The sequence below is a fragment of the Tolypothrix sp. FACHB-123 genome (genome assembly GCF_014697075.1).
Lineage (GTDB): Bacteria > Cyanobacteriota > Cyanobacteriia > Cyanobacteriales > Nostocaceae > Aulosira.
The window spans coordinates 1-15159 of the sequence record NZ_JACJRE010000082.1 but is presented as its reverse complement, the minus strand read 5'-3'; the positions used below and the strand labels follow the sequence as shown (position 1 = coordinate 15159).

The window sequence follows — 15159 nt, the reverse complement described above, 5'->3', positions numbered from 1 at the left end:
TTTTAGCATTTTTGATAATCGGGATAAACATTAATCTATAGAAGAAGGTGCTATTAAGCTTCCCATTGGTGGCAAGGGACAAGATTGTATTTCCATGTATCTCGACTGTTCGCTGCTTTATCTATGAAAGGCAACAAATTTCATATTTCATTTAAAAACTATATACTTGTATTAAAATTAGTATTAGATTATACTATCTGACTAATCATTTTATCAACTTGTAGATACCATGAAAAAAATATCAAAATATAATGTATACAGTATTGTCTAAGTAATTTTAATGCTATTTTTTGAACTGAAGTTACTTCTGTATCCTTCCGGGCTACATTTTTCATATTCACTTTTACATAATAAAGTTCAAATTTAAAGCATTCTCTAAAGCGATTGCTGTTGGACTTGCTCAAAGCAGTAAACCAGACTTTTCAGTAAGGCAAGAAGGAGATAACGTAGAAGTTACAACGCCAACCTCTGAGAAGACTAATTTTTCATAAGTAGGCTTTCAAGGTATCTCACGGTGTAAACTGATTCATGGACAGCACTTCAACACGTAAGAAAAAGACGATTCTATTCCTGGCAGCAAATCCTAAGAATTCAACACCACTTGACCTGACTCAGGAGGTCAAAGAGATTGATGCTGGATTACAGCGATCGCGCTTTCGTGACATGTTTCAGCTTGAGCAGGTCTGGGCAGTGACTCCAGGCGATGTGCAGCGGGCGATGCTGGACTATAAGCCGCAGATCGTCCATTTTTCCGGGCATGGCATGGGGGAGGAAGGTTTGGTTCTGGAGAATTTGACTGGACAAGCTCAACTTGTAGGCTCTGAGGCACTAGCAGGGCTGTTTCAGTTGTTCGCTGAGAAGGTAGAGTGTGTAGTGTTGAATGCCTGTTATTCTGAGGTGCAGGCAATTGCGATCGTCCACAACATTCCTTATGTAATTGGCATGAATCAGGCGGTTGGAGACCGGGCTGCTAGATTATTCGCAGTTGGCTTTTACGACGCACTAGGGGCGGGAGAATCGATTGAGTTTGCCTACAAACTAGGCTGTAACCGGATTGCTCTTGAAGGGATTGCACAAGACTTCATTCCAGTACTCAAAAGAACGACCGATGCTGGAAAAATTGATTTAAAGTCTTTGCCTGTGCCGGAGATACCAGAACCTACTAGCCAAACTCGGAAGCTGGAACAAGTCCTGTCAGGTTCTTCCCGCTCGCTCGTATCTCCCCCTACCCAAGACGTTGTTCTCGAAGAGCCAGAAGGGCAAGTTTCCCTGGAGTCAATACTCTATGTTGAGCGTCCACCGATTGAAACCCGCTGTTACGAAGCGATTATCAAAACAGGAGCATTGATTCGGATAAAAGCTCCTCGGCAGATGGGAAAGTCTTCCTTGATGCTGCGAATTCTCAACCATGCTAGCGAGCAGGAATACCAAACGGCATCACTCAACTTTCAACTGGTTGATCGAGACTCTCTGAGCAGTCTTGACCAGTTTTTGCAGTGGTTTTGCAATAGTGTCACTGGGGAATTAAATCTAGAGGATAGGCTAGCAGATTATTGGAAAGGAGGGGTAGGCAGCAAAAACAAATGCACGAACTATTTTCAGCGATACTTGCTACCCGAACTGAAGCGTCCCGTTTTGCTGTGTCTGGATGAAGTGGATGAGGTCTTTCAGTACTTGGAAATTGCCACAGACTTTTTCGGCATGTTAAGGGCATGGCACGAGGATGCCAAGCTTAAGCCAATTTGGAAGAACCTGCGGCTGGTGATTGTGCATTCCAAAGAGGTATATATTCCACTGAATATTAACCAATCGCCATTTAATGTAGGTGTTCCGATCGAGCTACCACAGTTGACCCAACCGCAAGTGATAGATTTGGTGCAGCGGCATGGGTTGAACTGGGCGGAAGCAAAGGTGGGGCAGCTAATGGCAATGGTGGGTGGGCATCCTTATCTGATACGGGCGGCGCTATATCAAATTGCACGGGGTGAGATGTCATTAGAAAAGTTGCTGCAAATTGCCCCAACTGAAGGCGGGTTGTATGGAGAGCATCTGCGTCGCCATTTGCTGAATCTAGAGGGAGATGAGAAAATCTTGGCTGCTATGAAACAAGTGGTAGCAGTAGACCATCCCGTGTCGATTAGTACTAGTGAGGCATTTAAGCTCACCAGTATGGGACTGGTGCAGTTCCAGAACAATAGTGTCGTGCCTTTGTGCAATCTGTATCGGCAATACTTTAGGGAACGGTTGAGGGTTGTTGCATGAGTATCACGCCGGATGCTGAGTATGACTATCAAGTTGGTGGCAGCCTTCCGGTTGATGCGCCAACCTATGTGCGGCGGCAGGCGGATGAAACCTTTTACCAAGCCTTGAAGGCGGGGGAGTTCTGCTATGTCCTGAACTCTCGGCAGATGGGTAAGTCCAGCCTGAAGGTGCAGACGGTGCAGAGGTTACAAGCGGAAGGGGTAGCTTGTGCAGCGCTCGACTTAACCCGCATTGGCACGTCGGATATGCAGCTAGAAGAGTGGTATGTCAGCGTTATCGATAGCATTGTCAGCAGTCTGGAGCTATACGAAACATTTGATCTCTATACCTGGTGGGAGGAACATCGCCTGCTTTCGTATGTGCGGCGGTTTGACAAATTTCTTGATGAAGTGCTGCTGGCAACTATTCCCCAGCGAATAGTGGTTTTCATTGATGAGATTGACAGCGTTCTCAGCTTACCGTTTAAGCTGGATGACTTTTTTGCTTTTATTCGAGAGTGCTATAACCTTCGATCTCAGAAGGTGGAGTACGGTCGTTTAACATTTACGCTACTGGGGGTGACAACACCCTCAGACTTGATGCAAGACAAGCAGCGGACTCCGTTTAACGTTGGTCGCCCGATCGAACTGATGGGGTTTCAGTTGCAGGAAGCTCAACCGCTAGCTCAAGGTTTGGAAGCAAAATCTAGCAATCCTCAAGCATTGATGCAAGCAGTGTTGGACTGGACAGGTGGACAGCCGTTTTTGACCCAGAAGGTCTGCAAACTGGTTTTGAGTGTGGATGACACCATACCAGCAGGATATGAGGCAGCTTGGGTTGAAGATTTAGTGACAGCCAGGGTCATTAAGAACTGGGAAGCGCAGGATACACCAGAGCATTTGAAGACAATTCGAGACAGGCTGTTGCTAAGTGGCGAGGAGCGTACAGGACGACTGCTAGGGCTGTATCAGCAAATTTTGGAGCAAGGAGGTATTCTAGCAAATGACAGCCCAGAACAACTAACTTTGCGGCTGACGGGGCTGGTGGTGAAGCAAGATGGGATGTTGCGGGTATACAACCGCATTTATGAGCGAGTGTTTAATCGTAATTGGCTAGAGCAGGCATTGGCGATGTTGCGTCCCTATGGAGAGACCTTGGCGGCGTGGGTTGTATCGGACTGCCAGGATGAATCCCGGCTGTTGCGGGGACAGGCATTGCAGGATGCTCAGGAATGGGCATCTGGTAAAAGCTTGAGCGATCTAGATTATAAATTCTTAACTGTCAGCAAGGATCGAGAATCTCAACGCGCTTTGGAATTACAACAATGGTCGAATAAGAGATTGACTCTAGGGCAACAGAGATCCAAGCAGCGGATAAAGATTTTAACTGTAATTAGTGCAATTTTTTTGATGGCGGTAGCTACAGCTATATTTCGAGCATCAGTAGATAGCTATAAATTAAAAAACCTGACATATATGGAGACTCTAGGGGAATTATTATCACAAGGTAAATGGCAAGAGGCAGATGAGGAAACCCTAAGACTCATAATTGAAATGTCTGGCAGAAATAAAGAACTCTGGCTCAGACCTGAAGACTATCAAAAAATTCCCTGCTCCGCCTTACGGGTCATTGACTCACTCTGGTACAAGTACAGCAACGGACGCTTTGGCTTGAGCATACAACAACAAATTTGGCACAATGTTGGTGAAGATTTTACAAAATTCGCTAATCGTGTTGGATGGCTCAAGGCAGATTTAATGGATGTAAGTGCCAATCCCTGGTTACCTTATGAAAATCTTACGTTTGGTACAAAGAGCTCTAAAGGAATTCCAACTCTACAAGGACACCTACCAGCTAAATCTATAAGACTTGAAGGAAGATTAATGAGGCTTGGAATTAACGAGGGCGAGGTACCTTATGACAAAGTAGTATGGGAGGATGTGGCTAAGTTGAGAGATGAATCAACGCGTAAGTTTGTAAGCTTACAATCTGCACAGCTAAAATCAGCAGCTAACGGATGGCACCTCTTCTCACGAGTCGATGCTTGTAAGTTTTAATATGTAATTCTAAGAAGCTGAGAGCAAAGAAAAAGTTGTAACCCTTTTGTAGTATGACTTTCAGCCGTTACATGGCGGCTGGTGACAAGCTCGCCACTTTTACCCCAATTTCTGCCGAGAGATGAATGAAGGGGAGAAGAGTTTGAGAGTCTCATTACACTAATGGGCTATTACGTGTAATTAGTACGTCAAAGCCTTCCCACTTTATTCCTGTCCCCCACGCAATCGCCCCCGTAGCTTCGACTCAGCAAAAGTGTTGCGAGACATTGGCTGCTGAAACCTTTACTACAAGAGATGAAGAGGCTTTACTGTATTTGCCTTTTCTTAAAATATTTTCTTACTCTGTGCGGGAGCAACGCGGGAGCTTGACTGTTTTTATAAGAATCATTGGGCAAGGCTTTTTTATTGCAGCAGCCTTGCTCCTGTGATATCTATTTATTTCGATAATTATTAATTTTAATTAATTTTTTTAGTCAGATTTTGGAGCCATTTGTCGCCTAATTATTAACAGAGCTTATATAATTTTTATTTTTTTCGGACAAAAGTTGGCTCCATTTGGCTCCACTTATTTTTTCTCCTAAAAAATTCTGTAAAATCTTCATAGAAAGACTTTCAGCCAAAAATACAGGCTTTCATCTGACAGATAATTATATAACAGCTTTACTGATGATCAATTTCTTGGGAGGTTTTGATTTTTCAATCAAAAAATCTCACCAGCTTTAATAATTATAAATGTGAACTCACTACACAATTGCTCATGGCGAATTTCTGAAAAATAGAGTTGCTGACCACTATAAAATTTAGCCAGAAGGCGGATTTTTAATTATTCAATTCGCTCGACTCTGACAAATGAACAATTATTAGCTTTACTAATCACAAAGAAAGCACCCTAGCCCAAATCACACCAAGCCAACCGTGCAAGAGCTAAATCACGTATTAGATGAGTGAAGAGAATTTAGTTCAAGTTTACTACCTTCAATTACCGATTCCACGAATTTAGGAAAAAGTGGAATGAGGCTATTTACTGCACTGTCAGTCAGTTGATTGGTTGTTCATTAGCTGTGTAGACAAAAGAACGAAAAATTCTTGGTAAGACTTACCTACTAAACTTACTTCCTGACGTAGCTGTAATAACAGCAGCAGAAAATCCTTTGTTTAAACGCATATAATAGCGTCTAAACATGACTCTGAAGCTATGGGAGCCATAAATTCCGATCCTCAGTACAGACAAAAATAAGTAATAAAACTGCTCAGTGTGGTATGTCAGTTTTATGTTAAATCCTTGGTAAATCCATGTCAGTTTCATGTCTGATTGACGTTAAATCCATGTCAAATTCATGGAATGGATAACTATGGCGAGATGAAAGCTATGTTAAATCCTTGGTAAATCCTTGGCAGATTCATGTTACATCCATGTCAGTTTTTTCAGTCCAACTTCTCGCACAGTACGCAAAAAAGTTTGGCCCAGTTTTTTGAGCCAAAAATGAGAAAGAAAAAACTACTACCAAAATTTACTACTAAATATTACATTGTTACTACAAAACGGATTTGTCTTTCATCGTTGATTATGGTGCGCTTGCCAATGCACAAAAACCACGCTTTGTCTCTACTAGACGCACTTGAGTGAAGCCAGCAGGAGTGAGTATCTGAGTCAATCCGCTACAAGCTTGCCCTGAATTTTGATTATTTTCGTATTATCTCCCCTCTGTCACGGTGGTTGACCTACCTCAGTAGGGGAACCGTGAAAGGAGGGCAAGCTTGTTGCCGCACCTAGGGGTGCGTTTTTTCTCCCAAGAAAAAATGTCCGGACAGCAACATAGCTTGCTACTGAGCAAAGGTTTTTTTGGGCTACTCGAATCAACTGCTGGATGAATATGTAATGGATCTCCGATGGATTTGTATTGGATCTCTCATGGCATATTATTTGTCAATAATTTATCATTGTTGCAACTAAAAATTATACATAGAATACGTATGTCATCCAAATGGATCTCTATTGGATCAACATTGTCACTGTAATGAATCTGCAATGGCTCGTTCGTGGAACTGGCATGGATCTGTGATGGCACACTTTTCTAAATCGAATTTCTTAGCAGAAAAGTAAGGACTTAATTAACAGCAGCGAAAAAAATAACCAACTGGATAAAATTTGCCTCCAACAAAATGGTCAGTAGAGTGATGTTCACAGTCAATATTTGCATTTAAGTTAAAAGCAGCTTTTATGGATAATCACAACCACAGTCAATGTCAAACCTGATAGTCAGTTTTGACCCTGGTGCTTCCTTGACCAAGATTGTTTACGAACTAGCAACTGAAGGCAAACCATGTTTGATGACAATGGAACCAGAGATGCTGAAGTTGCCTCTTAGTTCGATTGACGCTTATATGTCAAGTCGCAGGGGTCTTGAATCTTCAACCATCAGTAGATGAAGCTTGGGTGTCAATTCCTACGGATGTTTGGGTGGTATACGCGCCATTTCTGGATTTCAAATATACAAACCTTGGTTTTAGGTAAATTTGTACTATTCTGCCCCTGGTGTCAGCGTCCGCTAGATCTACGCCTATTGAGCAAGCCCCGACCTCTCAACAGCGATGCACAGTATTGGCTCTTGAAACTTTTATCAAGCAAGCTTTTTAGCGACTAATCAAATTTCGTTGCTTACTTTTTTTCTTACTTGCATGAATTATCATCAATAAATACATCATAAATTTTCAGGCTTCATTGATTTAAATCTATATTTGAGCTTGATCACTTCAAACCTTAAAATACTTTTTGAAATCAATGAAACTGTATCAAAAAATTTAAGGGTGTGGGAGCTATAACCCAATTACAATAATGGTTTGGCGGTAGAGCCATATTCCTTAACAGCTCAACAAGATTTGAACCAACGAACTGCCCAATCAACAGCATCTCTGAGCGAAAATAACTTGGCAGTAGCAGAACCAACTTTTGAAACTTTAACTTGACTTGCTTGTTCAAAAGCTGCGCCTAGTTCCACAAAACTGTCGGTGTCAAAATCAATGTCTGTGTAAGATTTCCACACTCTTTGTCCTGACTCCAAAATTGGAGCTTGCTTGTTAATTTCCTTTGCCTTACCACTGCGATACTCGGCTAAATGAAAGCAGGTGCAATTATCATAGTCAACTCCCAACAAAAGTACCCAACTATTTAAATCGTAGAGACGAGCTAAGGGCGAACCCTCTCCCAGAGAATAGTCTAAGGAATGATCCTTCACAATCCCTTGAGCATACTGTCCCCAAGCAGCAAAAGAAGATTCTGGATGATAACTTCTCATGACATCAGGGCAAGTTCTAAAAACTTCTACAATTTGACCCATACCTCTTGTTGGAGTTATCTTTGGGTCAAAAGCGGGCATTGTTTCTCGAATAATTGTCCACCAATCTTCTGGCACGGGAGGAGCTTGCCATCCTGCTGGATCTGAATAATGTCCAGAATGAGTGGGCATCACCAAAGTCCCTGTTACAGTCACCGCATCCATTAATGCTTGAACCACTGTGACTGGGCCACCACAAACCCATCCCAGTGAACTGAGGGAAGAATGAACAATGACTGTCATACCCTCTGTTAGCCCAAGTTGATGCAAGTCACTCAACAGGGAAGAGCGAGTACGAGGTGATGGTGTGCTAAAAATTGTTTCGGCTTCACTCATATAAAAAAACAATTCATTAATCAAAAATTCAGAGCCAGCAACAATTTTGAACAACAACAAATGCTGCTTTTCATCTGTCTCAGCAATCAGCAGATTTTACTCAGCTTTAGGCTTAAGGTTTCTGCCTGATTTCTTGTCTAACTCATGCAGAACATCTGGGTGAAGATAATATCCTCCATTACGAAAAACTAAGGTTTTCTGGTCAATCAAAGATTGCAAAGCTCTATCAAACTGCTCTGTGGTAAATAGGTATTTAACTGGATTAAACCCCCTATTGATGAAATTCAAACTGCCCATAAACAATCCTTTGTAGTCGTGGATGTTTTCCATCTGCACACCCCAGACTATAGCAGGCGGTAGAGCCTCATCTTTTGGTTCCACTGCTCCCGCCATTTTGATTGTTTCTTCAGTAATGTTGTTACCACTTCTAGCAATTTGTTTACGTCGTTGTGCTTTACCCATGTCTAATCCTCTCGCTTCCAACTTGTAAGTGACAACTTAAGAGTGCAATACAATTAGCCAACTCAAGTAACATTCGATTTGTCGCAAACTGGGTTCCAGGCTAGCATCATCCAGCCAAACAATGTATTTGGTGAGTATTTGTCCTTCACAATGCTCAGTTTTTACGCGGATGACAACACCTTCTTTACCATCACGCTTTGTGCCTAAAGTATGGGGACGAACTCTCACTCTTGTTCCTTTATTAATGACAGGCATTGGCTGTGTTTGGGCTAATGCAACACCGTCAGCAGAAGTGGCTTCATTCTCAACAAGGGACGTTTGCACCCCAATAAGGGTTTCTGCCACCCCAGTTTCCACCCCAGTTTCCACCCCAAGAATGCTTGATTTTTGGGCATCGCACCCCACCCACCCCAATGCAGTGGAGTTGACTTCTAAATTTTGATCGGGGGCAGGGGGCACTTGGCAGGAGGCAGAAGGAATACAGTTCTCTGCCCGCTGTTGTGACTGAAGGGAACAAGGGTTTAAGACATCGACTGAACTCTTGAGAAGTGGTTTCAAGTCAGCCGGGATTGAATTTCCTTCTGACTTATTACTTCTGCCTTCTTCATTTTTAATTTTTTCTTCAACGGTAAAAGAGAAATTGGGGTGGTTGGGGTGGAAGTCTTGATTTAACGTGGTTTTTTGGGGTGGCAATTGGGGTGGAATTGGGGTGCTAGGTGTGCTTATTGGGGTGGGAGATGCGCTTATTGAGAATGAAGTACCTTCAGGCGGCGGTGAACCAAGGTTGAAACCAATGCCTTGAATTGCCAGCACTGTTTTCTTGCCACTGGGGTGGGGCATGGTTAATTTTTTGGCTTTGGGGAATAGCTGTAAAAAGCGGGGGATAACTTGGTTGGGGGCTTTGACATTTTTATCGCTGGGTTTGGCTTGTTCTACCCAAGTTGCTTTAAACTTGCCGTTACTGGTTTCTTCATAGTCCAGGGTGCCGTTGTCTCGATACCACTGCTCTAGTACTGTCCAAATTTCACTAGCAGTTAAAATGCTCTTGGGGTTGTAGTCTAAGCCCACATCTTGGCAGAACTGGAACAAATGGCAGTTTTCAGTTTGGATGGCAGCCAAGGCTGATTCTGTGGGGTTGTAGTCGATGCCATCCTGCATCAGGTCTACTAGGGCTTGCAGGACGCGGTTGAGGAATGCAGGCACAACCATTGTTTGCACAAAGATGGGGTCGTATTTAAAGCGCGAATCTGCTTCAATTTCGCCTTTACTCGGGTCGGCGTTGATGACGAAGGTTTTATTAAAGCAAAGCACGGCATAACGGCTTTTAATGGCTTCTAGCGTCCCCTGGATGTTGGGGGTGTCGTTGACGTTGAATAAGGCGATCGCGTTGGGGGAGAATTCTTCACTATCTACGCCTTTACGTTCGGCATCGAGTGGTTCTCCGGTGATGAAGGCTTTTAAGCTTTGGATTTTGTCTAAGCGGTTGCTGTTAGTATTTTCCGTAGCCCAGTTCACCCGGCTATGGCGTAATTTAGCTAGGGGAAATTTGCGTCCTTCGTCATAAGCAGCAAAATCAGCTAAGGTACAGCCGGTCATCCCCTGCTTGCCATACATCAGGCTGACAACTTCCCGCAATGTATCTTTACCGTTGTTACCGTCGCCCCGGCACAGTAAGCCCTTAATTAAGCGACCTTTATGTTGCCGCACGGTGGGGAGGTCAAGGGAGGCGGCGATGGTTCGCAGGAAGATTTCTGTTTGGGCGGGGTCTAGGCAAGACAAAAGGCGATCGCAATGAGTGCTATCAGCATTGGGGTCATAAAGGGCTATGGGTTTGTAGGTGTAGTAAAGGTCTGGGGTATGCTCAATCAAGTGCCAACTCGGTACTTTATCTGACCAAATCACCTGTAAAACCCCATTGACGCAATTAATCCCAGGTGGGTTGAGTGCGTCTGGTCTCACGCCTACTAAAATTTTCACCCAGCGCAAAATCTTTTGGACAGCTGCGGGGTTGGCGTAGGGAAAACGGATTTGATTACCTTGAAGTACGGCGTAGCTGTTACAAAAGTTAGCAATGCGCTTTAGCTCGACGACATCGGGGCTATGTTCGTAATAAGTGCTATCCCAAAAGTACAGTTTGTCCAGAGCGCAAATCCAAGGTTGATCGCCGTAGAGAATGTCAAAAGCTTTTTGGGTAATTTCGGTCAACGGCGCTTGGTCGTCTGGAAGATCCGCGAGAAAATTATTGGCATCTTCAACTCGTTGGTCAAACTCAGTTTGTCCATCTACGGCGGCGTGGATTTCTGCTTCGAGTTTGCGAATAAAATCTGGTACTTCCATTTGTGCCAAAATCTGTTCGATATCGCTGGCATCATGGGGTAAATTGTCATAGATTTGTTTGGGGTTAATCAGCACGCAAGGCAAGCCCACATCAATGCAGCACTTCTGAAAAGTTTCGGCTTTCTTCATGCCAGTTGGGTCTGGGTCATATAAGAACACCATGACTGCCATTGTCAATTCTGCTTTAACTTGGCTGAGGATGCGCTTGATTTCTGCCTCACTCCAGTTACTGCCAGAGAAGGTGCAGCTAGCAATTTGGTGAGTTCTGGCGATTTCTACGCATTTCTCGCCCTCCTGCCAGAGCAGTGCTGCTCTCTGTGGGGTGTTTTTAGCGGCGGCTAGAGCTTCATCGAGTCGGTATGCACTCCAGGGGGCATCGCCTTTAACGTATTGCCATGAGCCGTCAACGCCCATGTGACATTGGACAAAGGTTTTATTGTGTCCTTTGGGGTTACTGTTGTCTGGCCAATCAAAGCGTTTGACCTGTTGGTTGGCAGAGTATTTGTAGACGGTTTCGACAACGCTGGCTAAGTTAACTTTTGTTGCTGCAACTTGTCTTTTCACCCGCTTGGGGATGAATTTTGGTGGTTCTGGTTGGGGGCAGTCAGTGGCAGGAGCTGCCAGTCTTACTAGTGTTGCGTCTGGTGGGATGGGGACTGGCTCTTTTTTGGGTAAGGGCGATGCTTGTGGTAATAGGGCACTTGAAGCAGGGGAAGCAGGGGAGGCTGGGGAAGCTGAGGGAGATGGGGTGGTACTTGAGGTACTTGAAGCACTTGAGGTTGGGGAAGCACTTGAAGCTCTTAAGAGAAAAGAGTGATTTTTTACTAACTTTTCCCCCCCTGCACTTTCCTCTCCCCCAGCTCCCCCAGCTCTCTCCCACGGGGAAACCGCCTCCCTAATATCTCGGCACTCACAACCATTCCAGCATTGATACTTGCCAGTCTTCTGGTCAATAGTTAGGTTGTTCCCCTCGCACACGGGGCAGATATAACGATTCTTTTCCTTGGTAGGAGTGAGCTTTTCAATAAAATTCCGAATGTCAAAAGTCTTGAGGTTGTTGTCTAGTAGTAACCCGGTACTCGTCATAGTTAACTCCAATTCCTGGACTCGATGGACATTGGAGCGGGTTCTGCGCCATAAATACTGGTTATATTTCAAAACTGCCGCGGACTTTTTGATTTCACCAATTTGTTAAGTGTTTTGACAGAATTTGATGAAATCAAAAGATGTGCAAATAATCTGTTACTTTCAACTGGAATTTTTCCAGCAAAAAGTAACAAGATTTGGGCAACAATCTTGTAATATAGATTTACGGGCGCACCTAAAAAGGCGCACATCACAGAGCAGTCCCCCCGTGACTAAATCAGTTTTTTTGGTTTCTCAGGCCGCCACTGATTGAAGTTGCAGGAGATTAGCTAACCCGCTTGTTGGTTGTAAAAAAAATCATACCAGCCAAATGCCACTCTTTAACTAGAGGGGCTATTTCGGCTTTTATTTTTTTGGTGCTTCATACTACTCACTTCCTATGTCAAGTTCGCTTTAAGAATAAAAGACAGCAACAAGAATCCGCTGGATGCATTATTACTCTTACCTCGCATCACCTCCAATTTGCCGTAGTAAGTAGTCCAAAACTCTATCAATTCGCTCCAAAGCCGCGCTAGTGGTGCGTTGGAACTCCTGAAAATGTGATTTCTGTTCTTCATAGCTGCGGTCTAGCCGTTGTACGATCGCTTCTAATGCAAGAGAACGTCCATCCGCACGTTCCAAAACCGTTGCCTGTTGGTTGAATATTCGCTGTGTGTGAAAGATAAACTCATCCATCCGGCTGGACATTTGGTCAACCCGTCCCCCCAGCTGTTCAAGTTGTGTTTGGGTACGATTCTGAGCCGCAGTCAGCTGCTCAAACCTTTCACCTATTTGGTCAAACCTTGTCGCCATTTGGTCAAGGTGTGTTTGAGTTCGATTTTGAGCTGTAGTCAACTCATCAACCCGCTCAGTCAGTCCATCTAGTTTGGCATCCGTAGCTGTTTGTGCTGCCAGTAATTGGGCAATTTGAGCATCTGTAGCCGTTTGCGCTTCCCGTAATTGGGCAATTTGAGCATCAGTGGCATCTTGTCTGCTGACTGCCCGATCCAGTCCCCTGTTGGCTGATTCAGCATAGGTAGCTGCTGATGCTAGCAGTTGTCTTACTGCTGCTAAGTCATCTTCAACACGGTCTAGTCGTTGTTCTGTAGTCATGCTGTGTCTTTTTGTTATCAATTTGTCGTGACACTCTGGGTTTGTTTGATAGCTCTACGCTGCTCCATCTTGTTTTTGTTGAGAGTCTTTCCAGTCAAAATACTCCTTTAATAAATGTTCTAAGCCTCGACTGTTATCAACTTCATGTTCAAGGCAAAACATTTTAAATCTTCTAAATAACTCTTTTGGGATGTGACCCCTAAGTGCTACGTAATCGGGGTCATCTTTCTTAGCAGGCATAGTAGCTAAATATAAATTTCGTAACTTCTCTCTCCATTGAAGCATAAGGGTTATAGAACGAATCAGCTGCTATTTGCATAAGTTGCTAAGTTGCAACTTAGCAACTTATGCCTTAACATAACAAACAAGACAGGAAAGCAGCAAGCACCGTCAACTGATTCCTGCCCACCGAGCAAGGAAAAACCGATAAATCAATCCTTTTAGCGTGTGGGTACGACAAAACAGCGGCGATTACTAAATTCCTGCTTCACACTTGCCAGTACTTTCTGCTGGCTATCAATCACTATTTGCCCATTAATCAATAGATGCTCTATGAAAGCGTCAAATTCCGCACGGGGACTGGATTTAGACTCCCCAGGCTTGTTTTGCTCAAGTTATGTTACGAAATCTGAACTTGCAAGAATTCTTAACGTTGCTCGTTCAACTTTGGTCAGTTGGGACGGTATTGCACTGTACCGCATAGATAGCTATCGCCAAGCTTACCCAGTCAAAGCCGATGGCAGTACAGACCGCTCTTGCCCGTTGTCACCATACCAAAGCTGGGTGCTTTCTCGTGTTGGTCGCGTCATGCAAAATCTCAAGTCGGCTGAACGGGTAAAAAACTACATCAAAAAGTATCCCCAAGAATTTAGCCCAGCTAAGTTTCAAGCACAGTTTAACCAAGTCACCAGAGGTAATGCAGCATGAATGCTCTAGATATGGTTTCTATCAAAGAAGTTTGTGAACTGTTGGAAATGCCAGAAGAAATTATTAGATTCTCTTTGCAAGAATCTCATCCAGATAATTTTGACAGCCTCAAAGAAATTAGCTTTGCTTCCTTTGAAACGTTAACTCAAGTCCTCAAACAGAAGGCTGAACAAGAACAAACTGGAGAAATAGCCGCGATTGCTCCATCAACTAACAATACTCTACCTATTCCAGAACAACAAAAAATCATCAATGGTGCATTGAATACTCTAAGTGATTTTGTCGGTAATTACACCTTAACCATTGATAAACTCACTTCAACCTTGGCATTTATCAGTGGTCAATCAGTAGTGAATAACTTTGTTCACATCCACTCAAACACAATTAGAAATGGCTTAGAAAATTACTTAGATGAATTGACGAATGAATTGACAACTGCCGCTCACTCAATCAAAGGAATTAATGCTAACGATTTTTTAGCCCAACGGGGGATTACCCCGAAACAACGAACTGCTCAGAAGTCACTGGAAGAAATCATGAATCTGGCAGCAAATATCTAGACATTGCCTACAGATTAGCATTGTCTGATAGTCGCTTCTATGTAGTGTTGTTGAGTATTGCAAAAGAGAGAAAAATGCACTTAATTACTGAGACTTGTTTTTATTCTGGTGTAGCCACCCTATCTCTAATTGGTGGGATAGCAGCAGTTATTTCACCAGTAGGTGTGGGTTTATTTGCAGTAGGTTTAGCAATGTATGTCAGCCAAAATCGACGCTAAATTTCACAGTCAAGAGACAGCTAAAGAGTGGCTTGCATTGAAGGTGAATCCACTACTTTTGATGGGTTGCATTGTTATTCCTTTATTTGTTTGCAGCTACGCATATACCAGTTGGCAGCAAACCAACAATCTCAAGCAATCTTTAAATGTTGAGATTAAATATTTACCCTTTTGTAAGAGCGATAGCCCTTCAATAGACTGAAATTATCTCAAGTCTTTCTGGAGTCAAAAATGAACTATCAACCATTACCAGAATTGGTAAATGCTGCCCAAAAATTACTCATTGACATTAGGCAGCATCCCTGACTTTTCACGGGATGTGGAAAAGGAAATTGGTTCGCGATAGGTGGTCGCGAACCAATCCTCTGGACTTAAGATAATTTGCGTCCTCTAATATAAGGTGCTTGTAGTATCGTATTTTGGGGTGCAAATGAAACTATTAGAAGCA

The 15159-nt window shown here is 43.5% G+C and carries 11 protein-coding genes; 6 read left to right on the top strand and 5 right to left on the bottom strand.

Translation table 11 applies throughout. From position 1 onward, the window contains the following. Positions 1-528 precede the first annotated feature (528 nt). The 3 genes from H6G41_RS30735 (at position 529) to H6G41_RS30725 (ending at position 6728) form a co-directional block, all read left to right on the top strand. Positions 529-2262 (top strand): AAA-like domain-containing protein, encoded by a 1734-nt coding sequence (locus H6G41_RS30735; RefSeq protein ID WP_190751724.1) that lies wholly within the window; start codon positions 529-531, stop codon positions 2260-2262. Then, positions 2259-4298: a GUN4 domain-containing protein gene (locus H6G41_RS30730; protein WP_190751722.1), complete on the top strand. Its 2040-nt coding sequence runs from the start codon at positions 2259-2261 to the stop codon at positions 4296-4298. Before H6G41_RS30735 ends, H6G41_RS30730 begins: the two co-directional genes overlap by 4 nt. A gap of 2244 nt (positions 4299-6542) precedes the next feature. Next, positions 6543-6728, top strand: a complete 186-nt coding sequence (locus H6G41_RS30725) for a hypothetical protein (protein WP_190751720.1) — start codon at positions 6543-6545, stop codon at positions 6726-6728. A 440-nt stretch (positions 6729-7168) separates the two neighbouring features. Here H6G41_RS30725 and H6G41_RS30720 read toward each other — a convergent pair whose 3' ends face one another. The 5 genes from H6G41_RS30720 to H6G41_RS30700 form a co-directional block, all read right to left on the bottom strand. Further along, a complete protein-coding gene (locus tag H6G41_RS30720) occupies positions 7169-7969 on the bottom strand; it encodes an aminoglycoside N(3)-acetyltransferase (RefSeq protein ID WP_190751718.1) in 801 nt (266 codons plus the stop codon). A 96-nt stretch (positions 7970-8065) separates the two neighbouring features. Then, positions 8066-8431, bottom strand: a complete 366-nt coding sequence (locus H6G41_RS30715) for a hypothetical protein (protein WP_190751716.1) — start codon at positions 8429-8431, stop codon at positions 8066-8068. A 36-nt stretch (positions 8432-8467) separates the two neighbouring features. After that, positions 8468-11854, bottom strand: a complete 3387-nt coding sequence (locus tag H6G41_RS30710; protein ID WP_190751715.1) for a DUF5906 domain-containing protein — start codon at positions 11852-11854, stop codon at positions 8468-8470. A gap of 501 nt (positions 11855-12355) precedes the next feature. Then, on the bottom strand, positions 12356-13006 hold the full coding sequence (locus H6G41_RS30705) for a 6-aminohexanoate hydrolase (protein ID WP_190751713.1): 651 nt from the start codon (positions 13004-13006) through the stop codon (positions 12356-12358). A 54-nt stretch (positions 13007-13060) separates the two neighbouring features. Further along, a complete protein-coding gene (locus H6G41_RS30700; protein WP_190751711.1) occupies positions 13061-13291 on the bottom strand; it encodes a hypothetical protein in 231 nt (76 codons plus the stop codon). 267 nt (positions 13292-13558) lie between these two features. On the opposite strand from H6G41_RS30700, the gene H6G41_RS30695 reads away from it, so the two are divergent. The 3 genes from H6G41_RS30695 (at position 13559) to H6G41_RS30685 (ending at position 14711) form a co-directional block, all read left to right on the top strand. Next, a complete protein-coding gene (locus H6G41_RS30695) occupies positions 13559-13933 on the top strand; it encodes a hypothetical protein (RefSeq protein WP_190751709.1) in 375 nt (124 codons plus the stop codon). Next, a complete protein-coding gene (locus H6G41_RS30690) occupies positions 13930-14493 on the top strand; it encodes a hypothetical protein (RefSeq protein WP_190751707.1) in 564 nt (187 codons plus the stop codon). The genes H6G41_RS30695 and H6G41_RS30690 overlap by 4 nt, the downstream gene beginning before the upstream one ends. Before the next feature lie 74 nt (positions 14494-14567). Then, positions 14568-14711, top strand: coding sequence for a hypothetical protein (locus H6G41_RS30685; protein ID WP_190751705.1), 144 nt, complete (start codon positions 14568-14570; stop codon positions 14709-14711). Positions 14712-15159 lie beyond the last annotated feature (448 nt).